Origin of the sequence: Caldimonas thermodepolymerans (assembly GCF_015476235.1) — a bacterium.
GTDB lineage: Bacteria > Pseudomonadota > Gammaproteobacteria > Burkholderiales > Burkholderiaceae_C > Caldimonas > Caldimonas thermodepolymerans.
This window is the reverse complement of the sequence record NZ_CP064338.1, coordinates 763,592-786,745: the sequence shown is the minus strand read 5'-3', so window position 1 is coordinate 786,745 and position 23,154 is coordinate 763,592. Positions and strand designations below refer to the sequence as shown.

General features: G+C 68.3%; 26 protein-coding genes and 2 tRNA genes. 12 read left to right on the top strand and 16 right to left on the bottom strand.

The genetic code is table 11. The annotated features are described in order from the left end of the window. Nucleotides 1–78: 78 nt before the first annotated feature. Together rpmA and rplU are read right to left on the bottom strand one after the other, a co-directional pair. A complete protein-coding gene (rpmA, locus tag IS481_RS03835) occupies nucleotides 79–336 on the bottom strand; it encodes a 50S ribosomal protein L27 (RefSeq protein ID WP_104358375.1) in 258 nt (85 codons plus the stop codon). 36 nt (nucleotides 337–372) lie between these two features. Further along, the gene (gene rplU / locus IS481_RS03830; RefSeq protein WP_104358374.1) at nucleotides 373–684 is read right to left on the bottom strand and encodes a 50S ribosomal protein L21; all 312 of its coding nucleotides are present in this window, start codon (nucleotides 682–684) and stop codon (nucleotides 373–375) included. 284 nt (nucleotides 685–968) lie between these two features. On the opposite strand from rplU, the gene ispB reads away from it, so the two are divergent. The 8 genes from ispB (at nucleotide 969) to IS481_RS03790 (ending at nucleotide 7,772) form a co-directional block, all read left to right on the top strand. Then, nucleotides 969–1,898 (top strand): octaprenyl diphosphate synthase, encoded by a 930-nt coding sequence (gene ispB / locus IS481_RS03825; RefSeq protein ID WP_232529566.1) that lies wholly within the window; start codon nucleotides 969–971, stop codon nucleotides 1,896–1,898. Between the two features lie 65 nt (nucleotides 1,899–1,963). Next, a tRNA-Pro gene (locus tag IS481_RS03820) sits at nucleotides 1,964–2,040 on the top strand. Nucleotides 2,041–2,216: 176 nt separating this feature from the next. Then, nucleotides 2,217–3,935, top strand: coding sequence for a type IV-A pilus assembly ATPase PilB (gene pilB / locus IS481_RS03815; protein ID WP_104358373.1), 1,719 nt, complete (start codon nucleotides 2,217–2,219; stop codon nucleotides 3,933–3,935). 46 nt (nucleotides 3,936–3,981) lie between these two features. Further along, complete coding sequence (locus tag IS481_RS03810) at nucleotides 3,982–5,202, top strand: type II secretion system F family protein (protein ID WP_104358372.1); 1,221 nt, start codon at nucleotides 3,982–3,984, stop codon at nucleotides 5,200–5,202. 9 nt (nucleotides 5,203–5,211) lie between these two features. Next, nucleotides 5,212–6,069 carry a prepilin peptidase gene (locus tag IS481_RS03805; RefSeq protein ID WP_104358371.1) on the top strand — a complete coding sequence of 286 codons (858 nt, stop codon included), beginning with the start codon at nucleotides 5,212–5,214 and terminating at the stop codon, nucleotides 6,067–6,069. A gap of 19 nt (nucleotides 6,070–6,088) precedes the next feature. Further along, on the top strand, nucleotides 6,089–6,697 hold the full coding sequence (gene coaE, locus IS481_RS03800; protein ID WP_104358370.1) for a dephospho-CoA kinase: 609 nt from the start codon (nucleotides 6,089–6,091) through the stop codon (nucleotides 6,695–6,697). Between the two features lie 102 nt (nucleotides 6,698–6,799). Then, nucleotides 6,800–7,555 carry a cell division protein ZapD gene (zapD, locus tag IS481_RS03795; protein WP_104358369.1) on the top strand — a complete coding sequence of 252 codons (756 nt, stop codon included), beginning with the start codon at nucleotides 6,800–6,802 and terminating at the stop codon, nucleotides 7,553–7,555. Nucleotides 7,556–7,571: 16 nt separating this feature from the next. Further along, the gene (locus tag IS481_RS03790) at nucleotides 7,572–7,772 is read left to right on the top strand and encodes a DNA gyrase inhibitor YacG (RefSeq protein WP_104358368.1); all 201 of its coding nucleotides are present in this window, start codon (nucleotides 7,572–7,574) and stop codon (nucleotides 7,770–7,772) included. Nucleotides 7,773–7,795: 23 nt separating this feature from the next. Here the strand turns inward: IS481_RS03790 and IS481_RS03785 are convergent, their stop codons facing one another. The 6 genes from IS481_RS03785 to argB form a co-directional block, all read right to left on the bottom strand. Continuing rightward, entirely contained in the window at nucleotides 7,796–8,224 is a 429-nt protein-coding gene (locus IS481_RS03785; protein ID WP_104358367.1) for an NUDIX domain-containing protein, read from the bottom strand. Further along, complete coding sequence (locus tag IS481_RS03780) at nucleotides 8,221–9,099, bottom strand: ATP-binding protein (RefSeq protein WP_104358366.1); 879 nt, start codon at nucleotides 9,097–9,099, stop codon at nucleotides 8,221–8,223. Before IS481_RS03780 ends, IS481_RS03785 begins: the two co-directional genes overlap by 4 nt. Nucleotides 9,100–9,147: 48 nt before the next feature. Next, nucleotides 9,148–9,801: a ligase-associated DNA damage response endonuclease PdeM gene (pdeM, locus tag IS481_RS03775; RefSeq protein ID WP_104358365.1), complete on the bottom strand. Its 654-nt coding sequence runs from the start codon at nucleotides 9,799–9,801 to the stop codon at nucleotides 9,148–9,150. Between the two features lie 80 nt (nucleotides 9,802–9,881). Next, entirely contained in the window at nucleotides 9,882–10,553 is a 672-nt protein-coding gene (gene slmA, locus IS481_RS03770) for a nucleoid occlusion factor SlmA (protein WP_104358413.1), read from the bottom strand. Continuing rightward, nucleotides 10,553–11,245, bottom strand: coding sequence for a pyrimidine 5'-nucleotidase (locus IS481_RS03765; protein WP_104358364.1), 693 nt, complete (start codon nucleotides 11,243–11,245; stop codon nucleotides 10,553–10,555). The genes slmA and IS481_RS03765 overlap by 1 nt, the downstream gene beginning before the upstream one ends. Nucleotides 11,246–11,311: 66 nt before the next feature. Continuing rightward, a complete protein-coding gene (argB, locus tag IS481_RS03760) occupies nucleotides 11,312–12,238 on the bottom strand; it encodes an acetylglutamate kinase (protein ID WP_104358363.1) in 927 nt (308 codons plus the stop codon). 261 nt (nucleotides 12,239–12,499) lie between these two features. Here argB and IS481_RS03755 point away from each other — a divergent pair, with 261 nt between their 5' ends. The 3 genes from IS481_RS03755 (at nucleotide 12,500) to IS481_RS03745 (ending at nucleotide 13,837) form a co-directional block, all read left to right on the top strand. Further along, nucleotides 12,500–12,934, top strand: coding sequence for a DUF411 domain-containing protein (locus IS481_RS03755; protein ID WP_104358362.1), 435 nt, complete (start codon nucleotides 12,500–12,502; stop codon nucleotides 12,932–12,934). A gap of 28 nt (nucleotides 12,935–12,962) precedes the next feature. Beyond that, nucleotides 12,963–13,247 carry a copper-binding protein gene (locus IS481_RS03750; protein WP_104358361.1) on the top strand — a complete coding sequence of 95 codons (285 nt, stop codon included), beginning with the start codon at nucleotides 12,963–12,965 and terminating at the stop codon, nucleotides 13,245–13,247. An 89-nt stretch (nucleotides 13,248–13,336) separates the two neighbouring features. After that, nucleotides 13,337–13,837 (top strand): phasin family protein, encoded by a 501-nt coding sequence (locus IS481_RS03745; RefSeq protein WP_104358360.1) that lies wholly within the window; start codon nucleotides 13,337–13,339, stop codon nucleotides 13,835–13,837. 22 nt (nucleotides 13,838–13,859) lie between these two features. On the opposite strand, the gene argJ is transcribed toward IS481_RS03745, so the two are convergent. From argJ to IS481_RS03730, 3 genes are all read right to left on the bottom strand, one after another. Next, nucleotides 13,860–15,089 carry a bifunctional glutamate N-acetyltransferase/amino-acid acetyltransferase ArgJ gene (gene argJ / locus IS481_RS03740; protein ID WP_104358359.1) on the bottom strand — a complete coding sequence of 410 codons (1,230 nt, stop codon included), beginning with the start codon at nucleotides 15,087–15,089 and terminating at the stop codon, nucleotides 13,860–13,862. Nucleotides 15,090–15,207: 118 nt separating this feature from the next. Beyond that, complete coding sequence (gene secA / locus IS481_RS03735; RefSeq protein WP_104358358.1) at nucleotides 15,208–17,952, bottom strand: preprotein translocase subunit SecA; 2,745 nt, start codon at nucleotides 17,950–17,952, stop codon at nucleotides 15,208–15,210. 234 nt (nucleotides 17,953–18,186) lie between these two features. Next, complete coding sequence (locus IS481_RS03730; protein ID WP_104358357.1) at nucleotides 18,187–19,167, bottom strand: M23 family metallopeptidase; 981 nt, start codon at nucleotides 19,165–19,167, stop codon at nucleotides 18,187–18,189. 15 nt (nucleotides 19,168–19,182) lie between these two features. Here IS481_RS03730 and IS481_RS03725 point away from each other — a divergent pair, with 15 nt between their 5' ends. Further along, nucleotides 19,183–19,488, top strand: coding sequence for a DciA family protein (locus IS481_RS03725; RefSeq protein ID WP_104358356.1), 306 nt, complete (start codon nucleotides 19,183–19,185; stop codon nucleotides 19,486–19,488). 68 nt (nucleotides 19,489–19,556) lie between these two features. Here the strand turns inward: IS481_RS03725 and IS481_RS03720 are convergent. The 5 genes from IS481_RS03720 to IS481_RS03700 form a co-directional block, all read right to left on the bottom strand. Further along, nucleotides 19,557–19,632 (bottom strand) — tRNA-Thr (locus tag IS481_RS03720). Between the two features lie 42 nt (nucleotides 19,633–19,674). Further along, nucleotides 19,675–20,199 carry a ClpXP protease specificity-enhancing factor gene (locus IS481_RS03715; RefSeq protein WP_104358355.1) on the bottom strand — a complete coding sequence of 175 codons (525 nt, stop codon included), beginning with the start codon at nucleotides 20,197–20,199 and terminating at the stop codon, nucleotides 19,675–19,677. Nucleotides 20,200–20,209: 10 nt separating this feature from the next. Next, nucleotides 20,210–20,821 (bottom strand): glutathione S-transferase N-terminal domain-containing protein, encoded by a 612-nt coding sequence (locus tag IS481_RS03710; protein WP_104358354.1) that lies wholly within the window; start codon nucleotides 20,819–20,821, stop codon nucleotides 20,210–20,212. 133 nt (nucleotides 20,822–20,954) lie between these two features. Then, nucleotides 20,955–21,731 carry a cytochrome c1 gene (locus IS481_RS03705; protein WP_104358353.1) on the bottom strand — a complete coding sequence of 259 codons (777 nt, stop codon included), beginning with the start codon at nucleotides 21,729–21,731 and terminating at the stop codon, nucleotides 20,955–20,957. A gap of 21 nt (nucleotides 21,732–21,752) precedes the next feature. After that, nucleotides 21,753–23,153 (bottom strand): cytochrome b, encoded by a 1,401-nt coding sequence (locus IS481_RS03700; RefSeq protein ID WP_104358352.1) that lies wholly within the window; start codon nucleotides 23,151–23,153, stop codon nucleotides 21,753–21,755. Nucleotide 23,154: the final 1 nt, after the last annotated feature.

The following is a 23,154-nucleotide window of genomic DNA, read 5'->3' as shown; positions in this document are numbered from 1 at the left end:
ATGGTACTTCAGCACCTGCCGCAAACGACAAAGCCCCGGCGGGCCGGGGCTTCACGTGCGCAAGGCGCATCCGGGCGGTCAGACCGGGGTGACGGTCACGACCTTGCGGTTCAGCGGACCCTTGACCTCGAACGAGACCTTGCCGTCCACCAGGGCGAACAGCGTGTGGTCACGCCCACAGCCGACGTTGGTGCCGGCATGGAAACGGGTGCCGCGCTGGCGCACGATGATCGAACCGGCCGGGACGACCTGGCCGCCGAACACCTTCACGCCCAGCATCTTCGGTTGGGAGTCGCGGCCGTTCCGGGTGGAACCGCCGCCTTTTTTCTGTGCCATGGTTGATGAGCTCCTGAAAAACTATGGCCGGCGGGATCAGGCGTTGACCGCGCTGATCTGCAGCTCGGTGTAGGCCTGACGATGGCCCTGCTGCTTCTTGTAGTGCTTGCGACGGCGCAGCTTGAAGATGCGCACCTTGTCGTGCTTCCCATGCGCCACCACCGTGGCCTTGACGCTTGCACCGGCAACCAAGGGCGTGCCCACCTTCAGCTCGGCGCCGTTGCCCACGGCGAGAACCTGGTCGATCACGATCTCTTGGCCGACGTCCGCAGCAATCTGTTCTACCTTGATCTTCTCGCCAGCAGCAACCTTGTACTGTTTGCCGCCGGTTTTTATGACCGCGTACATATCAGCCTCTCTCTCGATGACAGCCGCCCCGACGGGCCGGCTTCCTTGAATAGACAATAGTCAATCCCGGCCTTTTGGACCGAGCCCGAGATTGTAGCACGGATCGCACAGGCGCCCTGCCACCCCGCCGGCGGCCCGGCGCACCGGCCCGGCCGCGCCGCAGCCGGGTGACGGCCCCCTCCCTATAATTCAGGGATTCCTCTGCTTGTCCACTCGTGTCTGCCACCTCCTCTCCTCCTGCCACCCAGAACGCCCACAGCGCCCTTGCGATCATCGCCCCCGACATGGCCGAGGTCGATGCCCTGATCCGCAAGCGCCTGTCCTCGGAGGTGGCACTGATCAACCAGATCGGCCACTACATCGTTTCCGCCGGCGGCAAGCGCATCCGTCCGATGCTGGTGCTGCTGGTCGCCAACGCGCTGGGCTTCCGCGGCCCGGAACGGCACGAGCTGGCCGCGGTGGTCGAGTTCATCCACACCGCGACGCTGCTGCACGACGACGTCGTGGACGAGTCCGAGCTGCGGCGCGGCCGCGAGACCGCCAACGCGCTGTTCGGCAATGCCCCGAGCGTCCTGGTCGGCGACTTCCTCTACTCGCGCGCCTTCCAGATGATGGTGTCGGTCAACCGCATGCGCGTGCTGCAGATCCTCGCCGACGCGACCAACGTGATCGCCGAGGGCGAGGTGCTGCAGCTGATGAACATGCACGACCCGGACATCGACGTGCCGGCGTACCTGAAGGTGATCCGCTACAAGACGGCCAAGCTGTTCGAGGCGAGCGCCCGCCTGGGCGCGGTGCTCGCCGACGCGCCGGCGGCCGTCGAGGAAGCCTGCGCCGACTACGGCCGCTCGCTCGGCACCGCGTTCCAGCTGATCGACGACGCGCTCGACTACGAAGGCTCGACCGCCACGCTGGGCAAGAACGTCGGCGACGACCTGCGCGAAGGCAAGCCGACGCTGCCGCTGCTGATCGCGATCGAGCGCGGCACGCCCGAGCAGCGCGAACTCGTGCGCAAGGCCATCGAGCACGGGGAGGTCGAGCGCCTGCCCGAGATCATCCGCATCGTCACGGAAACCGGCGCGCTGGAGGCCACGCGCGAAGCGGCCCGCGCCGAGGCGCAGCGTGCGCGCAGCGCACTCGATTTGATTCCCCCTTCGCCATTTCGCGAAGCTCTGCTAGAATTATGCGTTCGCTCGGTCGACCGATCTTCCTGATCCGGTCAGAGCGCGGCGGAAGCCGGTCCTGGACACCAGGGCTGGTGGCTGCCGGAAGACAACCACGGGGTGTAGCTTAGCCTGGTAGAGCGCTACGTTCGGGACGTAGAGGCCGGAGGTTCGAATCCTCTCACCCCGACCAGACTTCCTTCCTCATTCGTGCATGATTTGCCGCCCGGCTGCGGTTTTTGCACGCGCTTCCCGTTTTCGGCAGGTTTACAGTACTTGGTGAATCAGCGATGATTCGCCGGCTTTTGGTGCCTGAACAAGGCGGTTTCTGAGCAGTAATGCTCGCCTTGCCCCGAGATTTCCTGATCCATGGACAGCACACTGGCTGAGGCCCCGAATCCGACCCTGTCTGGCGTTGCGCGGGTGCTCGTGAATGCGGGCAAGCTCAACGCAAAGACGGCCGAGGAGCTGGCCAAACAGGCCCAGGAAAAACGCATCAGTTTCGTGTCGGCCGTGATCGCGGCAGGCGCGGTCTCGGCCAGCGACCTGGCCCACACGCTGTCGAATGCGCTCTCGCTGCCGCTGATGGACCTGTCGGCGGTGGATCCGCAGCGCCTGCCCAAGGGCCTGCTGGAAAACAAGCTCAGCGCGCAGTACCAGGTGGTGGTGCTGGGCAAGCGCGGCAGCCGGCTGTTCGTCGGCGGGGCCGACCCCACCGACCAGGAAGCCCTGGAGCGCATCAAGTTCGCGACCCAGCTGACGCCCGAGTGGGTGATCGTCGAGCACGACAAGCTGACCCGCATGCTGGAGGCGACCAATGCCTCCGCGAGCGAGGCGCTGGAGAACATCGTCGGCGGCGAGTTCGAGTTCGACGTCTCCGAGGAGGACACCCAGCAGGAGTCGGCCGACGTCACTGCCGACGTCGAGGACGCGCCGGTCGTGCGCTTCCTGCAGAAGATGCTGATCGATGCGATCAACATGCGCGCCTCGGACCTGCACTTCGAGCCCTACGAGTACAACTACCGGGTGCGCTTCCGCGTCGACGGCGAGTTGCGCGAGATCGCCCAGCCGCCGATCGCGATCAAGGACAAGCTGGCCTCGCGCATCAAGGTCATCTCCCGCCTGGACATTGCCGAGAAGCGCGTGCCGCAGGACGGCCGGATGAAGCTGAAGTTCGGCAACCGGCCGATCGACTTCCGCGTCAGCACGCTGCCCACGCTGTTCGGCGAGAAGATCGTGATCCGTATCCTGGATCCGTCCAGTGCCAAGCTGGGCATCGACGCGCTCGGCTACGAGAAGGAAGAGAAGGAACGCTTGCTGGAGGCGATCCACCGCCCCTACGGGATGATCCTCGTGACCGGCCCGACCGGCAGCGGCAAGACCGTGTCGCTGTACACCTGCCTGAACCTGCTGAACCAGCCGGGCGTGAACATCTCCACCGTGGAAGACCCGGCGGAAATCAACCTGCCCGGGATCAACCAGGTCAACGTCAACGACAAGGCGGGCCTGACCTTCGCGGCCGCGCTGAAGGCCTTCCTGCGCCAGGATCCGGACATCATCATGGTCGGCGAGATCCGGGACCTGGAAACCGCCGACATCGCGATCAAGGCCGCCCAGACCGGTCACCTGGTGATGTCGACGCTGCACACCAACGACGCACCGTCGACACTGACGCGTCTGCGCAACATGGGGGTGGCCCCCTTCAACATCGCGTCCAGCGTGATCCTGATCACGGCGCAACGGCTCGCGCGGCGCCTGTGCGAGAACTGCAAGGCCCCCGCAACGTATCCTCGCGAAGCGCTGTTGCGCGCCGGCTTCAAGGAAGAGGAACTGGACGGCAGCTGGAAGCCCTACCGGGCGGTCGGTTGCTCGGCCTGCAACAACGGCTACAAGGGGCGGGTCGGCCTGTACCAGGTCATGCCGATCTCGGAGGAGATCCAGCGCATCATCCTGGCCGACGGCAGTTCGATGGACATCGCGGCGCAAGCCCAGAGGGAGGGCGTGCGCGACCTGCGACAGGCCGGGCTGCTGAAGGTCAAGCTGGGCGTGACGACGCTGGAAGAAGTGATTTCCGTCACGAACGAATAGACAAGAGGAAACCGACGGTTGGGGACGGTGAGCCCCCGGAGGCACTATGGCAACTGCTGCTGCGGCGAAAAAGATTCAGGACTACATCTTCGAGTGGGAGGGCAAGGACCGCAATGGCAAGCCGGTGCGCGGCGAAATGCGCGCCGGCGGGGAAGCGATGGTCAGCGCCAGCCTGCGCCGGCAGGGCGTGCTGGTCACCAAGGTCAAGAAGCGCCGCACCAGCGGCGGCAAGGCCATCAAGCAGAAGGACATCGCCATCTTCACCCGGCAGCTGGCGACCATGATGCGCGCCGGCGTGCCCCTGCTGCAGTCCTTCGACATCGTCGCCCGCGGCAGCACCAACCCGCGCATGACGCGGCTGCTCAACGAGATCCGCGCCGACGTCGAGACCGGCACCAGCCTGTCGGCCGCCTTCCGCAAGCACCCGCTGTACTTCGACGCGCTGTACTGCAACCTGGTCGAGGCCGGTGAGGCCGGCGGTATCCTCGAGACCCTGCTGGAGCGCCTGGCGACCTACCAGGAAAAGACGCTGGCGATCAAGGCCAAGATCAAGTCCGCCCTGATCTACCCGGTGGCGGTGCTGGTGGTGGCCTTCGTGGTCGTCGCGCTGATCATGATCTTCGTGATTCCCGCGTTCAAGGACATCTTCTCGTCCTTCGGCGCGGACCTGCCCGCCCCGACGCTGCTGGTCATCGCGATGTCGGAGTTCTTCGTCGAGTACTGGTGGGCCATCTTCGGCGTCGTCATCGGCGGCACCTACTTCTTCTTCGAGTCGTGGAAGCGCTCGGAGAAGATGCAGAAGACGATGGACCGCCTGCTGCTGAAGGTGCCGGTGTTCGGCGACCTGGTCTACAAGTCGGCGGTCGCGCGCTGGACCCGCACGCTGGCCACCATGTTCGCCGCAGGCGTGCCGCTGGTCGAGGCGCTCGACTCGGTCGGCGGGGCTTCGGGCAACGCGGTGTTCGCCGAAGCCACCGAGAAGATCCAGAAGGACGTCGCGACAGGCTCCAGCCTGACCATGTCGATGACCACCACCGGCCTGTTCCCGGTGATGGTGCTGCAGATGTGTTCGATCGGCGAGGAATCGGGTTCGCTGGACCACATGCTGAACAAGGCGGCCGAGTTCTACGAGCAGGAAGTCGACGAGGCGGTCAAGGGCCTGTCCAGCCTGATGGAGCCGATCATCATCGTCGTGCTCGGCACGCTGATCGGTGGCATCGTGGTCTCGATGTACCTGCCCATCTTCAAGCTCGGCCAGGTGGTCTGAACGTTCCTGATGAACAACGAACTTTGGGGCTGGTGGCTGTCACCGGCCGTCCTGGGCGTGCTGGGCGCCTGCATCGGCAGTTTCCTCAACGTCGTGATCCACCGCCTGCCGCTCATGCTCGAGCGGCAGTGGAAGCGTGACAGCGCCGAGATGCTCGGCCAGCCCGTGCCCGAAGATGCCGGCGAGCCGCTGAGCCTGTCGCGCCCGCGCTCGCGCTGCCCGCACTGCGGGCACCAGATCCGCTGGCACGAGAACATCCCGGTGCTCGGCTGGCTGATGCTCAAGGGCCGCTGCTCGAGCTGCCAGGCGCGCATCTCGCCCCGCTACCCGCTGGTCGAGCTGCTGACGGCCGCGCTGTTCGCCGCCACGGCCTGGAAGCTCGGGCCGCAACCCGTCGCGCTGCTGTGGTGCGCCGCGATCGCGGTGCTGGTGGCGCTGACCTTCATCGACTGGGACACCACCCTGCTGCCCGACGACCTGACGCTGCCGCTGCTGTGGGCCGGCCTGGTCGTCGCCGGCCTGGGCTGGACCATCCCGCTGTCGTCGGCCCTGTGGGGCGCGGTGGGGGGCTACCTCAGCCTCTGGGGCGTGTACTGGCTGTTCAAGCTGACCACCGGCAAGGAAGGCATGGGTTACGGCGACTTCAAGCTGCTCGCCGCGCTGGGCGCCTGGCTCGGCCCGGCCATGCTGCTGCCCATCCTGGTCGGCGCCTCGGTGATCGGCACCGTGGTCGGCGTCGTGATGAAGGCCAGCGGCGCCCTGCGCGAGGGGCGCTACGTGCCCTTCGGCCCGTTCCTCGCCGGCGCCGGCATCGCGGTGTTCCTGATCGGCCCGGACGCCGTGCTCGCCTGGCTGGGCTGGTACTGACGCACCACCGGGGCCCGCGATGAACGGCCTGCGCATCGGACTGACCGGCGGCATCGGCAGCGGCAAGAGCACGGTGTGCCAGATGCTCGCCGAGCTGGGGGCCTGGGTGGTCGACACCGACGCGATCTCCCGCGAGCTGACCGCCGCAGGCGGCGCCGCGATCCCCGCCATCGCGGAACAGTTCGGCCCGGCGTACATCGACGCCGACGGCGCGCTGGACCGGGCCCGCATGCGCGACCTGGTGTTCCGCGACCCGGCCGCGCGGCGGCGCCTCGAGCAGCTGCTGCACCCGCTGATCGGCGCCGAGACGGTGCGCCGCGCCGCGCTCGCGCAACCGGGCCAGCCGGTGGTGTTCGACGTGCCCCTGCTGGTCGAATCCGGCCGCTGGCGCACGCTGGTCGACCGCATCCTGGTGGTCGACTGTCGTCCCGAGACGCAGGTCGAGCGCGTCACGCGCCGCTCCGGGCTGCAGCCGGAAGAAGTCGAGCGCATCATCGCGCAGCAGGCCACACGCGCGCAGCGCCTGGCCGCGGCCGACGCAGTGCTGTGCAACGACGGCGTCACGCTGGAACAGCTGCGCGAGGACGTGGCCACCCTGTGGCGCGCGTGGTACCCCGCCAGACCGTAACCGAGTCTGTCGCGCCCTTGGTCACGCCCCCCGGGCTGTGAAACAATGCCGCGAATCTGCACTCGCAGCATGATGCAACGGGCGCAGCCGAGGAATCCTGCCTTGACTCTGTACGAATACCCCTTCAACGAGAGCATCCGGACCATGCTCCGGCTCGAGCACCTGTTCGACCGCCTGGGGCAACTGATGCCGCGCGAAGCCGCCGTGGACCACCACTACGCGCTGGCGACGATGTTCGAGATCATGGACGTGGCCTCGCGGGCCGACCTGAAGTCCGACCTGCTGAAGGAACTGGAGCGCCAGAAGGCGCAGCTGAACGCCTTCCGCGGCAACCCGTCGATTTCCGAGCGCGTGCTCGACGAGGTCATCGCGCGCATCGACCACGCGTTCCAGGGCCTCAACGAGCTGCCGGGCAAGGCCGGGCAGTCGCTGACGACCAACGAATGGCTGATGAGCATCCGCAGCCGCATCAGCATCCCGGGCGGCACCTGCGAGTTCGACCTGCCGGCCTACTACGCGTGGCAGCAGCTGCCCGCGGCGCGCCGCCAGGCCGACCTCGCGCAATGGATCGCCACGCTGACCCCGCTGGCCGAGGCGCTGAAGGTGCTGCTGGGGCTGCTGCGCGACTCGGGCACGCCGCACAAGGTGGTGGCCCCGCACGGGCAGTACCAACAGAGCCTGCCGGCCGGCCGCACGTTCCAGCTGCTGCGCGTGCGCATCGACCCGGCGCTGGGCGTGATCCCGGAGATCAGCGGCCACCGCCTGATGGTGTCGATCCGCATGATGCGCCAGGAGCCCGACGGGCGCCTGCGTCCGGCCGGCGACGAGGACGTGAGCTTCGAGCTCACGCTGTGCTGAACGGGATCCAACCACCATGAACCAGCCGAGCGGCCCCACCGTGCGCTGCCCCACCTGCGGGAGCGAGCACGTGTACTCCACCGCCAATCCCTACCGGCCGTTCTGCAGCGAGCGCTGCAAGAACATCGACCTGGGCGCCTGGGCCAGCGAGAGCTACCGCGTGCCCGCCCCGCCCGACGCGCAGGCCAACCCGGACGACCCGAACGGCCCGCACTGACGTGCGGACCGCCGCGGCCGCGTTCAGCCGCGGTGCGTGGGCCCCTCGAAGCCGCGCTCCTCGGCGAACCAGCGCAGCACCGGCACGGTGCCGGGCAGCACCGGCGTGACCTCCACCGGCAGCGTCTGCCAGGCCATGCGCTGCGCCTCGCGCATCTCGAACTCGCCCTGCCAGTCGTAGACCTTGCAGAAGTGCAGGCGCACCAGCGCGTGGGGGTAGTCGTACATCTCGACCTTCCACGGGTGCACCGCGCCGATCGTGATGCCGAGTTCTTCCTGCAGCTCGCGACGCAAGGCGTCCTCGACGCTTTCGCCCGCTTCCAGCTTGCCGCCCGGGAACTCCCAGTAGCCGGCGTAGACCTTGCCCGCGGGCCGCGAGGTCAGCAGGAAGCGTCCTGCCGCGTCGATCAGCACGCCGACGGCCACGTCCACCGGCTGGCACGCCTCGCTCATGCCGGCGCCCCCGCCTGCCGGCCCGCGTAGTCGCGCGCGAACTGGTAGGCGACGCGACCGGAGCGCGAGCCGCGCTCCAGCGCCCACACCAGTGCCTCCTGGCGCGCCGCGGCGATGGCCTCCTCGGAAACGCCGAAGTGGCGCAGCCACTGCGCGGCGATGGTCAGGTACTCCTCCTGGCTGAACGGGTAGAAGCTGATCCACAGGCCGAAGCGCTCGGACAGCGAGATCTTCTCCTCGACCACCTCGCCCGGGTGCACCTCGCCGTCCTCGGTGTGCTGGTAGCTCAGGTTCTCCTTCATGTACTCCGGCAGCAGGTGGCGCCGGTTGGAGGTGGCGTAGATCAGCACGTTGGCCGTGGCCGCCGCCACCGAGCCGTCGAGGATGGATTTCAGCGCCTTGTAGCCGGGCTCGCCCTCGTCGAAGCTCAGGTCGTCGCAATAGATGATGAAGCGCTCGGGCCGGCCGGCCACCAGGTCGACGATGTCCGGCAGGTCCACGAGGTCGGCCTTGTCGACCTCGATCAGGCGCAGGCCGCGGTCCGAGAACTCGTTCAGGCAGGCCTTGATCAGCGAGGACTTGCCGGTGCCGCGCGCCCCGGTCAACAGCGCGTTGTTGGCGCTGCGTCCCGCGACGAACTGCTCGGTGTTGCGCACCAGGCGTTCCTTCTGCCCGTCGACCTCGCGGATGTCGGCCAGGCGGATGGAGGCCACGTGGCGCACCGGCTCGATCACCGGGCGGCCGGCGCGCTTGCGGTAGCGGAACGCCACGGAGGCCGACCAGTCAGGGGCCGTCAGCGGTTGCGGCAGGATGGCCTCCAGACGGGAGAGCAGACGTTCGGCGCGGGAAATCAGTTGATCCAGGGAAGCAGACATCTCGAAAAAACGCGGAGAACCTGAGGTGGGGCCCGCAGTGTAACGGCCTCAGCGATCCGGCACCGGCACGACGGCGTGGTCGGTCACCGCGTAGACGCGGTCGCCCTCGGCCGGTTGCACCGGGTGCATGCCGGTGAAGCTGCCGAACGCCGGCAGCACGCCGACCTCGCGCCCCAGCCAGAAGCAGGGCAGCCGCAGGCGGTCGCGCGCCGGGCCGTCCAGGCGGATGCAGGGGTGCAGATGCCCGGCCAGGGCGTAGTGGCCCGGCACCGCCTGCGGCTCGTGGCACAGCGCCAGGCCACCGAGGATCCAGGGCTGCGCGACCGAGGCGATGCCCAGTCCCGCGGGCGGGTCTCCGGCGCGACGGTCGTGGTTGCCGCGCACCAGCACCAGCTCCAGACCCGCATGGTGTTCGCGCCAGCGGTGCAGCGCGGCCAGCGTCGCACCCGCGTGCGAGCGCGGCGAATGCAGGAAGTCGCCCAGGAAGACGACGCGCCGCGCGCCCGTGGCCTCGACCGCCCGGGTCAGCCGCGCAAGGGTGTCGCTGGTCGTGCCCTGCGGCACCGGCACGCCCCAGCGGCGGAACGACACGGCCTTGCCGATGTGGGCGTCGGCCACCAGCAGGGTCTGCGCCTCGGGCAGGCAGGCCGCCTTGTCGGGTAACAGGACCAGGCGGTGCCCGGCGCAATCGGTCTCGAGCATGGCGGGATGGGTGCAGGTCGCGGCCGGCCGCCCAGCGGGCCGGCGCCGCAGTCCCGGGCGCGTCGGCCCGGGCCAGGGGCCTAGCCTAGCAGCAGGCGCAGGCCGACATCCAGGTGCTCGGTCGGCAGCCGCTTGAAGTTGGAGCGCGCATAGCGCTGCAGGCGCCCGATGATGAAGCTGGTCAGCACCGAGGCCATCGCGGTGGCATCGACCGTCGGCGTGATCGAGCCGCCCTCGTCGGCGGCGCTGCGCAGGCTCTGGCGCAGCTGCGATTCCACGCGGTCGAAGAAGTGGTTCATGCGCACCAGCAGGCGCTCGTTCTCGAACACCAGCGCGTCGCCGGCCATCACGCGGGTCATGCCCGGGTTCTTCTCGCCGAACTGCAGCACCACGGCCACGATCTTCTGCGCCTGGGCGGCGCCTTGCGGCTCCCGCTCGACGATCTGGTTGACCAGCGTGAAGACGCTCTGCTCGATGAACTCGATCAGGCCCTCGAACATCTGCGCCTTGCTGGCGAAATGGCGGTACAGCGCCGCTTCGCTGACGTCCAGGCGCGCCGCCAGCGCCGCCGTGGTGATGCGGTCGGCACCCGGCTGCTCGAGCATGGCGGCCAGCGTCTGCAGGATCTGGATACGGCGTTCGCCGGGCTTGGGTCGCTTGCGCGTCGCCGCGCCGGCGGGTGCGGCGTCTGCCGCAGCCGGCGCCGGCTCGGCGGCACCGGTGGCGTCGTAGGGGGCGGGAGTCTCGGACATCACAACCGACGTAACTTCTGTAGCGAACGGATTCTCGCATGGACGTACGTCGGTTTCCGGTGCAGGTAAACACCTACTTCGGGACCGTGTGAACTGCGCCGCACGTAGCGCTGCATCCAGACCGTGCGCATGCCCAGCTGGCGGGCGGCCTTCTGGTGGGCCAGCGTGTCCTCGACCAGCACGCAGCGCGTCGCCGGCACGCGCAGGCGCGCCACCAGCGCCTGGAACATGCGCCGGTCGGGCTTGGGACGGAACTGCCCGAACATGCGCATCTGCTCGATGCTGATGACGCCGTCGAAGCAGCGCGCCAGCCCCAGCGCCCCCAGCACGCGCCGCGCATAGCGGGCCGGCGCATTGGTCAGCACGTACTTGCGACCGGGCAGCCGCCGCAGCGCCGCCTTGTCATGGGCGTGGCCTTCGACGTGGTCCTCCAGACCGGGCAACAGGTGGGTGTGATGCAGGAAGTGGCGTGCATCGACGCCATGGTGCCGCACCAGCCCGAGCATCGTGGCGCCGTAGCGGCGCCAGTAGTCGCGCCGCAGCGCGTCGGCCTGTGGCGCGGGCAGCTGCAGCTCACGCTCGATGTAGGCGTTCATCGAGACGTCGAGCATGCCGAAGGCCGCCCGCGAGGCGTCGTGCAGGGTGTTGTCCAGGTCGAACAGCCAGACCGGACGGCGCGCGGCGCGGGTCATGACGGCAGGACGGCAAAAGGGCCGCACGCGGCGGCCCGGAACGTCAACGCAACGACGGTCATCGCGTCAGTGCGAGCGGATCATCGTGCCGTAGGCCTGGTCGGTCAGGATCTCCAGCAGCATCGAGTGCGGCACCCGGCCGTCGATGATGTGCACCGAGTTCACGCCGCTCTTGGCCGCGTCCAGCGCCGAGCTGATCTTGGGCAGCATGCCGCCGGAGATCGTGCCGTCGGCGAACAGCTCGTCGATCTCGCGCGCCGACAGGTCGGTCAGCAGCTGGCCATTCTTGTCCAGCACGCCGGGGGTGTTGGTCAGCAGCACCAGCTTCTCGGCCTTGAGCACCTCGGCCAGCTTGCCGGCGACCACGTCGGCGTTGATGTTGTAGTTCTCGTTGTTCTCGCCGAAGCCGAGCGGCGAGATCACCGGGATGAACTGGTCGTCCTGCAGCGCCTTGACCACCGAGGGGTCGATCGAGACGATCTGCCCGACCTGGCCGACGTCGTGCTCCTTGGACGGGTCGTCCTTGTCGACCATCTTGAGCTTGCGCGCGCGGATCATGCCGCCGTCACGGCCGGTCAGGCCCACGGCCTTGCCGCCGGCGGCGTTGATCAGGCCGACGATGTCCTGCTGGACCTGGCCGGCCAGCACCCATTCGACGACTTCCATCGTCTCCTCGTCGGTCACGCGCATGCCCTGGATGAAGGTGCCCTTCTTGCCGACCTTGGCCAGTGCCTCGTCGATCTGCGGACCGCCGCCGTGCACCACCACCGGGTTCATGCCGACCAGCTTCAGCAGCACCACGTCCTCGGCAAAGTCCTGCTGCAGCGACGGGTCGGTCATCGCGTTGCCGCCGTACTTGATGACGATGGTCTTGCCGTGGAACTTGCGGATGTACGGCAGGGCCTGGGACAGGATCTCGGCCTTCTCGCGCGGCGCGATGTGGGACAGGTCGGCCGCTTGCTGGGCCGGTGCAGAGGGGGGCTCGCTGGGCATGGAACGTGACTCCGGGCGGTACTGACGAAAGACAAGGCGGGATTCTATGCCTGCCCCCCGGCCGCTGCCCGGGCCCTCCGTTTGACCGGACCCGGACCTGGTGGCGTCGCGGCAACGCTATAGTGCGCTGCCACGCCGTCGCGCCGCCGCGTGACGGATGCCCGGCCCGCGCCCTTGAGTCTGAACTCCCGGCGCCGCCGCCGGTCTGACCCGGGTGACCAAGGAGCACCGATGCCGTCCCGTCGACGTTGTCTCGAACTGATGGCCGCCACGCTGGGCGGCAGCCTGCTGGGCGGCGCCGGCCCGGCCCGCGCCGCCGCGGCCCCGCTGGTCGAGGTCTGGAAATCGCCCACCTGCGGCTGTTGCGGGCAGTGGGTGGCGCACCTGGAGCAGCACGGCTTCCGGGTGCGGGTCCACGAGGTGCAGGGCCCGGCCGAGCACCGTGAGAGACTCGGCATGCCCTCGGCCTGGGGATCCTGCCACACGGCGGTCGTGCAGGGCTACGTGATCGAAGGCCATGTGCCGGCGCGCGAGATCCACCGGCTGCTGCAGGAAAAGCCCGCGGCCCTGGGCCTGGCGGTGCCCGGCATGCCGGTCGGCTCGCCCGGCATGGAGATGGGCGACCGCCGTGATCCGTACGACGTGCTGCTGGTCCTGCGCGACGGCCAGGCCCGCGTGTACCAACGCTACCGCTGACGCCCCACGCGTGAAAGGAATGTCCGACATGAACAAGCTCCCCGTCCTGTTGACCCTGCTGGCCGGCCTGCTGGCCAGCCCCGCGCTGGCGCAGGACACCGACGGCGAAGTGCGCAAGATCGACCGCGCGGCCGGCAAGATCACGATCAAGCACGGCGAGATCCGGAACCTGGACGTGCCGCCGATGCAGATGGTGTTCCGCGCCCAGCCGCCCGAGCTGCTCGACAAGGTGCAGGTCGGCGACAAGGTGCGCTTCCACGCCGAAAAGGTCGGCGGCACCTACACCATCACCGCGATCGAAGTGCGCAAGTGATGCGCTGCGCCCGGGTCCGCCCCGGGGCTCGCCGCCGCGGCGCGCGGCGCCTATAGTGAAGGCTCCCCGACAGGACAAGGAGCCGCAGCATGGTCACGAAACAGCAGAGGACCGCCGGCCGGCGCAGCAGCGCCGCCGACGCCCCCGGCGCGGAGTTCACCGGGACGATCCGCGACTCGGCCCAGCAGATCTGGCTGGCCGGGCTGGGCGCGTTCTCCAAGGCGCAGGAAGAAGGCAGCAAGGTCTTCGAGACGCTGGTCAAGGAAGGCGTGACGCTGCAGCGCAAGACCCAGGCGGCGGCCGAGGACAAGCTCGCCGGGGTGACCCGTCGCATGAGCGAGATGGCCGGCGACTGGCCCGGCAAGGCCGCCCCGCCGTGGAACCAGCTCGAATCGCTGTTCGAGCAGCGCGTCGCCAAGGCCCTGCACAAGCTGGGCCTGCCCAGCCGCGAGGAACTGGACGCGCTCGGCGCGCGCATCGAGGCGCTGACGCAGACCGTGCAGCGGCTGCAGGACACGCTGGAACAGCAGGCCCCGGCCGCACCTGCCGCGGCCAGGCGCCGCCGCACGCGCAAGACCGGCGGCGAGTGAACCCCGCCGCCGCGGCGCGGCCTCAGCTGCGGTAGTCGGCGTTGATGCTGACGTAGTCGTGGGACAGGTCGCAGGTCCAGACCACGGCCTGCGCCTCGCCACGCCCCAGCCCCACGCGCACCGTGATCTCGCTCTGCTTCATGACCCGCTGGCCGTCCTCGTCCCGGTAGTCGGGATGGCGGCCGCCGCGGGTCGCGACGTGCACGTCGTCCAGGTACAGCTCGATGCGGCCCTGGTCGAGGTCGGCGATGCCGGCATAGCCCACCGCGGCCAGGATGCGGCCCAGGTTGGGGTCGCTCGCGTAGAAGGCGGTCTTGACCAGCGGCGAATGGGCGATCGCGTAGGCCACCTGCTGGCACTCCTGGACGCTGCGCCCGCCTTCGACCTGCACCGTGATGAACTTCGTGGCGCCCTCGCCGTCGCGCACGATGGCCTGCGCCAGCTGCTCGGCCACCGCCACCACCGCGTCGCGCAGCGCGCGGCCGGCCGGCGTGTCCAGCGCGGTGATCGGCGCATGGCCGGCACGGCGCGAGGCGATCAGCACGAAGCTGTCGTTGGTCGAGGTGTCGCCGTCCACCGTGATGCGGTTGAACGACAGGTCGGCCGCCTCGCGCACCAGCGCCTGCAGCGCGGCCGGCTCGATGTTGGCGTCGGTGGCGACGAAGCTGAGCATGGTCGCCATGTTGGGCCGGATCATGCCGGCGCCCTTGCTGATGCCGGTCACGGTGACGGTGTGGCCGTCGACCTGCATCTGGCGCGAGGCTGCCTTGGGCACCGTGTCGGTGGTCATGATGGCCTCGGCCGCCACCGCCCAGTTGTCGGCCTTCAGGTCGGCCAGCGCCGCCGGCAGCCCGGCCTCGATGCGCTCGACCGGCAGCGGCTCCATGATCACGCCGGTGGAGAACGGCAGCACCTGCTCGGGCCGCAGCTGCATCAGCTGCGCCAGCGCCGCGCAGGTGGCGCGGGCACGCGCCAGGCCGTCCTCGCCGGTGCCGGCGTTGGCGTTGCCGGTGTTGACGACCAGCGCACGCGTGCCGGCGCCCAGGGCCAGGTGCTCGCGCGCCACCTGCACCGGGGCGGCACAGAAGCGGTTCTGCGTGAACACGCCGGCGACCGCGCTGCCCTCGTCGAGGGCGATCACCGTCAGGTCGCGCCGGTTGGCCTTGCGCATGCCGGCCATGGCGATGCCCAGCCGGACGCCGGGAACGGGATGCAGTGCGGACGGGTCGGGAGCCTGGAGATTGACGGGCATGACGGCCTCGGAAAAACGCGGGTGATGGACGGAATCCGGCATTGTAGGCAGCCGGCGGGCCGGACCGGAACGAAACGGGGCTCCCGCAGGAGCCCCGGATCGTCGCGCCGCACGCGGCTCAGACCAGCTTGCCGTGGCAGTGCTTGTACTTCTTGCCGCTGCCGCACGGGCAGGGTTCGTTGCGCCCGACCTTGGGCACCGCCTGGCGCGCCGTGGCCTGGTCGACCTCGCTGGCCACGCTGCCGTCCTCGTTCGGGTGCGTGTAGGTGACGTTGGAGATCTGCTCGGCCCGGCCTTCGATCGCCTCGGCGGCTTCCTCGACCTGCTGCTCGGACTGGATGCGCACGGTCAGCAGGATGCGCGTGACCTCCATCTTCACGACGTCCAGCAGCTGGGCGAACAGCTCGAAGGCCTCGCGCTTGTACTCCTGCTTCGGGTTCTTCTGCGCGTAACCGCGCAGGTGGATGCCCTGGCGCAGGTAGTCGAGCGCGGCCAGGTGCTCGCGCCAGTGCGTGTCGAGCGACTGCAGCAGCACCATGCGCTCGAACTGCATGAAGCGCTCCTTGCCGACCAGGTCGACCTTGCTCTGGTACAGCCGGTGGCCGGCCTCGACCACCTTGGCGACGATGTCCTCGTCGGTGATCGCCTCGCTCTTCTCGACCTCGGCCTGCAGCGGCACGTCGAGCTGCCACTCCTCGCGCAGCACCTTCTCCAGGCCGGGCAGGTCCCACTGCTCTTCCACGCTGTCGGCCGGCACGTAGGTGCGCACCACGTCGGTCAGCGCCCCTTCGCGCAGGCTGGCGATCTGTACGGTCAGGTCCTGCGCGTCGAGGATGTCGTTGCGCTGCTGGTAGATCACCTTGCGCTGGTCGTTGGCGACGTCGTCGTACTCCAGCAGCTGCTTGCGCACGTCGAAGTTGCGTGCCTCGACCTTGCGCTGCGCGCTCTCGATCGAGCGCGTGACGATGCCGGCCTCGATGGCCTCGCCCTCGGGCATCTTCAGGCGGTCCATGATCGCGCGCACGCGGTCGCCGGCGAAGATGCGCATCAGCGGGTCTTCCAGCGACAGGTAGAAGCGCGACGAGCCGGGGTCGCCCTGGCGGCCCGAGCGGCCGCGCAGCTGGTTGTCGATGCGGCGCGACTCGTGGCGTTCGGTCGCGATGATGCGCAGCCCGCCCAGCGCCACCACCTGCTCGTGCAGGCTCTGCCATTCGTCTCGCAGCTGCTGCGCGCGGGCGCGCTTTTCCTCGTCGGACAGCGACGGGTCCTCCTCGATCAGCTGGATCTGCTTCTCGACGTTGCCACCCAGCACGATGTCGGTCCCGCGACCGGCCATGTTGGTCGCGATCGTGATCATCTTCGGGCGGCCCGCCTGGGCGATGATCTCGGCTTCCTTGGCGTGCTGCTTGGCGTTGAGCACCTGGTGCGGCAGCCCGGCCTGGGTCAGCAGCTGCGAGATCAGCTCGGAGTTCTCGATCGAGGTGGTGCCCACCAGCACCGGCTGGCCGCGCTCGTAGCAGTCGCGGATGTCCTTGATGACCGCGTCGTACTTCTCCTTGGCGGTCTTGTAGACCAGGTCCAGCTCGTCCTTGCGGCGCGTGGGCTTGTTGGGCGGGATAACGACCGTCTCCAGCCCGTAGATTTCCTGGAACTCGTAGGCTTCCGTGTCGGCCGTGCCGGTCATGCCGGCCAGCTTGGCGTACATGCGGAAGTAGTTCTGGAAGGTGATCGAGGCCAGCGTCTGGTTCTCGGCCTGGATCTGCACCCCTTCCTTGGCCTCGACGGCCTGGTGCAACCCCTCGGACCAGCGGCGGCCCTGCATCAGGCGGCCGGTGAACTCGTCGACGATGACCACCTCGCCGTTCTGCACCACGTAGTGCTGGTCACGGTGGTACAGGTGATGCGCACGCAGCGCCGCATACAGGTGGTGCAGCAGCGCGATGTGCGACGGGTCGTAGAGGCTGGCGCCTTCGGCCAGCAGGCCGGCCTCGGCGAGGATGCGCTCGGCGTTCTCGTGGCCCTGCTCGGTCAGGTAGACCTGGCGGGTCTTCTCGTCGACCGTGAAGTCGCCCGGCTCGATGATGCCTTCGCCGGTGCGCGGGTCGGCCTCGCCGATCTGCTTCTTCAGCAGCGGCACGACCTTGTTGATGCGCACGTACAGCTCGGTGTGGTCTTCGGCCTGGCCGCTGATGATCAGCGGCGTGCGCGCCTCGTCGATCAGGATCGAGTCCACCTCGTCGACGATCGCGTAGTTCAGGCCGCGCTGCACCCGGTCGCCGGCCTCGTAGACCATGTTGTCGCGCAGGTAGTCGAAGCCGAACTCGTTGTTGGTGCCGTAGGTGACGTCCGCCGCGTAGGCCGCCTGCTTCTCCTCGCGAGACATCTGCGGCAGGTTCACGCCCACCGTCAGGCCGAGGAAGTTGTACAGCCGGCTCATCCATTCGGCGTCGCGGCGGGCCAGGTAGTCGTTGACCGTGACCACGTGCACGCCCTTGCCGGCCAGCGCGTTCAGGTACACCGGCAGCGTGGCGGTCAGCGTCTTGCCCTCGCCGGTGCGCATCTCGGCGATCTTGCCGTAGTGCAGCGCCATGCCGCCCAGCATCTGGACGTCGAAGTGGCGCATCTTGAGCGTGCGCTTGCTGGCCTCGCGCACGGTCGCGAACGCCTCGGGCAGCAGGTCGTCCAGCGTCTCGCCCTTGCCGAGCCGTGCCTTGAATTCCTCGGTCCTGGCGCGCAGCTGCTCGTCGCTCAGCGCCTCCAGTTGCGGCTCCAGCAGATTGATCTTCTCCACCACCCGCCGGTATTGCTTGAGCAGACGGTCGTTGCGACTGCCGAAAATCTGGGTAAGAAGCTTGGGCAACATGGAGTTCGGTTCTAGGTGAAGGGTCGGCCAGCCCGCATCCGGCCGCGGCAGGCGTCTGGGCCCGCCCGGCACGGCAGGCCAGGACGTGGAGTGTGCTGCTCGTCGGGGACACCCGGCCGCTCGGTCGTCTGGCGCCGGGCCTGGAGGCCGGGCAGGCAGGCTGCCCCAAAAGCTTTGGAGTTTAGCACCGGGGCCGGCGCGCCAGCGTGGTGCCGGCCCGCGTCGCCGGCACGGTCAATGGGCGTGGGTGCCGGCCGTGCGGGCCGCCCCGGCCACGCGGCGCTGCGGGGTGCGCCCGTCGCCAGCCAGGAACTTGGCCGGGTTCTGGTGCACGCCGTTCATCAGCACCTCGAAGTGCAGGTGCGGGCCGGTGGACCGGCCGGTGGAACCCACCTGGGCGATGACCTGGCCGCGCTTGACGATGTCGCCGCGCTGCACGAGCAGCTTCGAGGCATGGGCGTAGCGGGTCACCAGCCCGTTGCCGTGGTCCACGTCGATCATCTGGCCGTAGGCCGGGTGGTGTTCGGCGGCGATCACCACGCCGCCGGCCGCGGCCTTGATCGGCGTGCCGGGCGCCGCGGGGAAATCCAGGCCGGTGTGCAGCGCGCTGCGGCCGGTGAACGGGTCGGAACGGAAGCCGAAGGCCGAGCTGGTCGGCCCGTCGACCGGCTTCGTGCTGGGCACCATCAGCGCCTGCATCTGCTCCTCGAACAGGCGCGACTCGATCAGCGTGAACACGTCGGCCCGGTGCGCGGTCAGCTCGTCCAGCCAGTCGATGGCCTGGAGGATGTCCTGCACGGTCGGCTGCTCGGGCGGGAGCATCGGCACGAACGGCCCCCCCTGGCCGCCGGGCTGCTTCTCGCTGAGCTTGATCTCCTCGGGCTTGAGCCCGGCCAGCCCCGAGACCCGCTCGCCCATGGCCTCGAGCTGCACCAGCCGGGCCTGCATCTCGCCGACGCGGCGGGCCATCGCCTCGAGGTTCTCGCGCATGTAGCGGTCACGCTGCGCGAACTCGTCCTTGACGACCAGCTTGACCACCTGGCTGACCACCGGCCAGCCCTCGCGCGCGGCCTTCACGAAGATCAGGTGGTAGACCACCCCGGACAGCACCAGCATGCCGGCGAGCAGGCCCAGCGCCAGGCCCAGCAGCTGCCAGCGTCCGAGCTGCAGCACATGGGTTTTCGCCAGGCGCCCGTGGGTGATCATGATCTGCATCGCTACACTCCTTGCATGAACCAGCGCGCACCGCACACCTTGCCGATCCAGGAAGCCCTGGACCGCCATGCCGGACTGGCACGGCTGCAGCAGCTCATGCGCGAGTCCAGCGCCCGATTCGAAGTGGTTCGACCCTTGCTCCCTCCCGCGCTGGCTGCCCATGTCAAACCCGGGCCTGTGGACGAGCAGGGATGGTCCCTGCTGGCTCCGAACGGGGCCGCGGCCGCCAAACTGCGGCAGCTGCAACCACGCCTCGAGGAAGCCTTGCGCCAGCGAGGCTGGCAGGTTAGCGCGATCAGGGTGAAGGTTCAATCCGGCTGAACCGCAAAGGGGTCACGCCGGCGGGCGAACCGGTAAGGTTTCACGCCCAAGGGATAGGGGATGGTCGGTGGTGCCGGCTATCCGACTCGAACGGATGACCTACCGCTTACAAGGCGGTTGCTCTACCAACTGAGCTAAGCCGGCAGGCTTGTCGGCGCGGACACCGAAGAAAGGAACGCCGCGATTCTACTTGACCCGCTTCAGCGAGGGCCGCGCCCCGGGGGTCGGGGTGGGCGGCTCGGGCGGCGGCGTGTCGCCCTCCTCGGCGGGCGATGCCGGCGACGGGCCGTCGCCCGCGGTCGGGGCGAGCTTCAGGCCGGGGCCGCCCGCCTCGGCCGGGGCGGGCGACTCGGCCTCGTCGGCCGGCTCGGCGGCGGCCGGCACCGGGAAGGCCATGCCCTGGCCGTTCTCGCGGGCGTAGATCGCGATCACGTGGTCGACCGGCACGACGATGTCGCGCGGCACGCCTCCGAAGCGGGCGCGGAACTCGATGAACTCGTTGCCCAGCTGCAGCCCGCTGGTGGCCTCGAAGCTGACGTTGAGGACGATCTCGTTGTTCTTGACGTACTCCATCGGCACCTGCACCGAGCGGTCGACGTACACGGCCAGGTACGGCGTGTAGCCGTTGTCGGTGCACCAGTCATGCAGCGCCCGGATCAGGTAGGGCCGGGTCGAACTGCCTGCGCTGCCGGTCGATTGGAGCTTCGTCATGGTTGGCGGATCACTTGCGCATCACCTTCTCGGAAGGCGTCAGCGCCTCGATGTAGGCCGGCCGCGAGAAGATGCGCTCGGCGTACTTCAGCAGCGGGGCGGCGTTCTTGGACAACTCGATGCCATAGTAGTCCAGGCGCCACAGCAGCGGGGCAATCGCCACGTCCAGCATCGAGAAATCCTCGCCCAGCATGTACTTGTTCTTCAGGAAGATCGGCGCCAGCTGGGTCAGGCGGTCGCGGATCTGGGAGCGCGCCTTCTCGAGCTGCTTGTCGCTCGGCTTGACGCCGCGCGACTCGAGCACGTTGACGTGGGTGAACAGTTCCTTCTCGAAGTTCAGCAGGAACAGGCGCACGCGGGCCCGGGCCACCGGATCCCCCGGCATCAGCTGCGGATGCGGGAAGCGCTCGTCGATGTACTCGTTGATGATGTTCGACTCGTACAGGATGAGGTCGCGCTCGACGAGGATCGGGACCTCGTTGTACGGATTCATCAACGCGATGTCTTCGGGCTTGGCGAACAGATCCACGTCGCGGATCTCGAAGTCCATGCCCTTCTCGAACAGGACGAAGCGACAACGGTGGGAATACGGACAGGTGGTTCCGGAGTAAAGCACCATCATGATGGCGTGCTCCTTGATTGTCGAGGTTGAGGGCAGCGCGCCCTGACAAATACAAACGGAGTGGGCACCCCTCGGGCCACCCACTCCGATCGATGCAGCGCCTGGGGCGTCACGCCGGCAGCGCTGCGCCGGATCACTTCACGTCTTTCCAGTACGCAGCGTTCAGGCGCCAGGCGATGACGGTGAACAGGGACAGGAAGATGAGCACCCACACGCCAAGGCGGACCCGCTCCTTCTGCACGGGCTCGCCCATCCACTGCAGGAACGCCACCAGGTCGGCCACGGCGCTGTCGTATTCCTGGGGCGTCAGCTTGCCCGGGGTGACCTGCTCGAAGCCGGCGAACACATGGGTCACCTTGCTCGGATCATGCGGATCGGTGACTTCCTCGAACTTCGCCACGCGCTGGCCCTGCAGCTCCCACATCACGTGCGGCATGCCCACGCTCGGGAACGCCAGGTTGTTCCAGCCGGTGGCCTTGGTGTCGTCGCGGTAGTAGGTGCGCAGGTAGGTGTAGAGGTAGTCCGCGCCCGTGCCGCTGTGCGAGGCGCGCGAGCGCGCGATCACGGTCAGGTCCGGCGGGGTGGCGCCGAACCATTCCTTGGCCTGCTTCGGGTCCATCGCCACCTTCATGGTCTCGCCGACCTTGTCGGTGGTGAACATCAGGTTGTCCTTGATCTGCTGCTCGGTCAGGCCGATGTCGCGCATGCGGTTGAAGCGCATGAAGGCCGCCGAGTGGCAATTCAGGCAGTAGTTGACGAACAGCTTGGCGCCGTTCTGCAGCGCCGCGATGTCCGTCACGCGATCGGCCGGGAACTTGTCCCAGGCAATGCCGCCCTCGGCCGCGTGCGCGGGGGCAGCACCCAACACCAGGCCGAAGGTGGCCACCAGGGTAAGAATCAGTTTTTTCATCGTGGTTGACTCCGGCGGGGCTCAGTGGGCTGCAAAGACCACACGCTGCGGCACCGGCTTGAAGGTGCCCAGGCGGCTCCACCACGGCATCAGCAGGAAGAAACCGAAGTAGAACAGCGTACCGATCTGGGAAATCTTTTCACCGACCGGCGACGGCGGCTGGATGCCGAGATAGCCCAGCACGAAGAAGAAGATCACGAACACGGCGTACAGCCAGGTGTGCCAGCCGGGACGGTAGCGGATCGACTTGACCGGGCTGCGGTCCAGCCAGGGCAGGAAGAACAGGATGATGACCGCACCGCCCATCACGACCACGCCCCAGAACTTGGCGTCGAACACCTTCAGCAGGAAGGCGGCGATCACGGCACCGACCACGATGCCCAGCTTGCCCTTGGCACCGAAGCCACCCTTGAGCACGGCCAGGATGGCCGCCAGCGCCAGCACGACCAGCAGCACGTTGACCATCTGGTCGGTCGTGGCACGCAGCATCGAGTAGAACGGCGTGAAGTACCACACCGGCGCGATGTGCGGCGGGGTCTTCAGCGGGTCGGCCGGGATGAAGTTGTTGTACTCCAGGAAGTAGCCGCCGAACTCGGGAGCGAAGAACACGATGGCCGAGAAGACGATCAGGAAGATCGACAGGCCGAAGATGTCGTGCACCGTGTAGTACGGGTGGAACGGGATGCCGTCCAGCGGGCGGCCGCTGGCATCCTTGTGCTCCTTGATCTCGACGCCGTCCGGGTTGTTCGAGCCGACTTCGTGCAGCGCGATGATGTGCGCCACCACCAGGCCCAGCAGCACCAGCGGGATCGCGATCACGTGGAAGCTGAAGAAGCGGTTCAGCGTGGCGTCGGAGACGACGTAGTCACCGCGGATCAGCAGCGCCAGGTCCGGACCGATGAACGGCACGGCGGCGAACAGGTTCACGATCACCTGGGCGCCCCAGTAGGACATCTGGCCCCACGGCAGCAGGTAGCCGAAGAAGGCCTCGGCCATCAGGCACAGGAAGATCAGGCAGCCGAAGATCCACACCAGCTCGCGCGGCTTGCGGTACGAGCCGTAGAGCAGGCCGCGGAACATGTGCAGGTAGACGACGACGAAGAACGCCGACGCCCCGGTGGAGTGCATGTAGCGGATCAGCCAGCCCCAGGGCACGTCACGCATGATGTACTCGACCGACGCGAACGCGAGGTTGGCGTCCGGCTTGTAGTGCATCACGAGGAAGATGCCGGTCACGATCTGGATGACCAGCACGACCAGGGCCAGCGAGCCGAAGATGTACCAGAAGTTGAAGTTCTTGGGCGCGTAGTACTGGCCCATGTGCTCGTTGTAGAGCTTGCTCAGCGGGAAGCGGTTGTCGATCCAGTTGAGCAGCTTTTGCGCGGCGGGCGCGTCGGCGGGGACTTCTTTGAATTCAGCCATG

Coding starts and splice junctions, on each gene's coding strand:
- slmA (WP_104358413.1), bottom strand. CDS start 10,553: ATGTCCGAGACTCCCGCCCCCTACGACGCCACCGGTGCCGCCGAGCCG.
- IS481_RS03810 (WP_104358372.1), top strand. CDS start 3,982: ATGGCAACTGCTGCTGCGGCGAAAAAGATTCAGGACTACATCTTCGAG.
- IS481_RS03700 (WP_104358352.1), bottom strand. CDS start 23,153: ATGGCTGAATTCAAAGAAGTCCCCGCCGACGCGCCCGCCGCGCAAAAG.
- rpmA (WP_104358375.1), bottom strand. CDS start 336: ATGGCACAGAAAAAAGGCGGCGGTTCCACCCGGAACGGCCGCGACTCC.
- IS481_RS03765 (WP_104358364.1), bottom strand. CDS start 11,245: ATGACCCGCGCCGCGCGCCGTCCGGTCTGGCTGTTCGACCTGGACAAC.
- rplU (WP_104358374.1), bottom strand. CDS start 684: ATGTACGCGGTCATAAAAACCGGCGGCAAACAGTACAAGGTTGCTGCT.
- IS481_RS03710 (WP_104358354.1), bottom strand. CDS start 20,821: ATGATGGTGCTTTACTCCGGAACCACCTGTCCGTATTCCCACCGTTGT.
- IS481_RS03745 (WP_104358360.1), top strand. CDS start 13,337: ATGGTCACGAAACAGCAGAGGACCGCCGGCCGGCGCAGCAGCGCCGCC.
- pdeM (WP_104358365.1), bottom strand. CDS start 9,801: ATGCTCGAGACCGATTGCGCCGGGCACCGCCTGGTCCTGTTACCCGAC.
- IS481_RS03805 (WP_104358371.1), top strand. CDS start 5,212: ATGAACAACGAACTTTGGGGCTGGTGGCTGTCACCGGCCGTCCTGGGC.
- secA (WP_104358358.1), bottom strand. CDS start 17,952: ATGTTGCCCAAGCTTCTTACCCAGATTTTCGGCAGTCGCAACGACCGT.
- ispB (WP_232529566.1), top strand. CDS start 969: ATGGCCGAGGTCGATGCCCTGATCCGCAAGCGCCTGTCCTCGGAGGTG.
- argJ (WP_104358359.1), bottom strand. CDS start 15,089: ATGCCCGTCAATCTCCAGGCTCCCGACCCGTCCGCACTGCATCCCGTT.
- IS481_RS03715 (WP_104358355.1), bottom strand. CDS start 20,199: ATGACGAAGCTCCAATCGACCGGCAGCGCAGGCAGTTCGACCCGGCCC.
- IS481_RS03755 (WP_104358362.1), top strand. CDS start 12,500: ATGGCCGCCACGCTGGGCGGCAGCCTGCTGGGCGGCGCCGGCCCGGCC.
- IS481_RS03730 (WP_104358357.1), bottom strand. CDS start 19,167: ATGCAGATCATGATCACCCACGGGCGCCTGGCGAAAACCCATGTGCTG.
- IS481_RS03725 (WP_104358356.1), top strand. CDS start 19,183: ATGAACCAGCGCGCACCGCACACCTTGCCGATCCAGGAAGCCCTGGAC.
- IS481_RS03780 (WP_104358366.1), bottom strand. CDS start 9,099: ATGTCTGCTTCCCTGGATCAACTGATTTCCCGCGCCGAACGTCTGCTC.
- coaE (WP_104358370.1), top strand. CDS start 6,089: ATGAACGGCCTGCGCATCGGACTGACCGGCGGCATCGGCAGCGGCAAG.
- pilB (WP_104358373.1), top strand. CDS start 2,217: ATGGACAGCACACTGGCTGAGGCCCCGAATCCGACCCTGTCTGGCGTT.
- IS481_RS03785 (WP_104358367.1), bottom strand. CDS start 8,224: ATGAGCGAGGCGTGCCAGCCGGTGGACGTGGCCGTCGGCGTGCTGATC.
- IS481_RS03790 (WP_104358368.1), top strand. CDS start 7,572: ATGAACCAGCCGAGCGGCCCCACCGTGCGCTGCCCCACCTGCGGGAGC.
- argB (WP_104358363.1), bottom strand. CDS start 12,238: ATGCCCAGCGAGCCCCCCTCTGCACCGGCCCAGCAAGCGGCCGACCTG.
- IS481_RS03750 (WP_104358361.1), top strand. CDS start 12,963: ATGAACAAGCTCCCCGTCCTGTTGACCCTGCTGGCCGGCCTGCTGGCC.
- IS481_RS03705 (WP_104358353.1), bottom strand. CDS start 21,731: ATGAAAAAACTGATTCTTACCCTGGTGGCCACCTTCGGCCTGGTGTTG.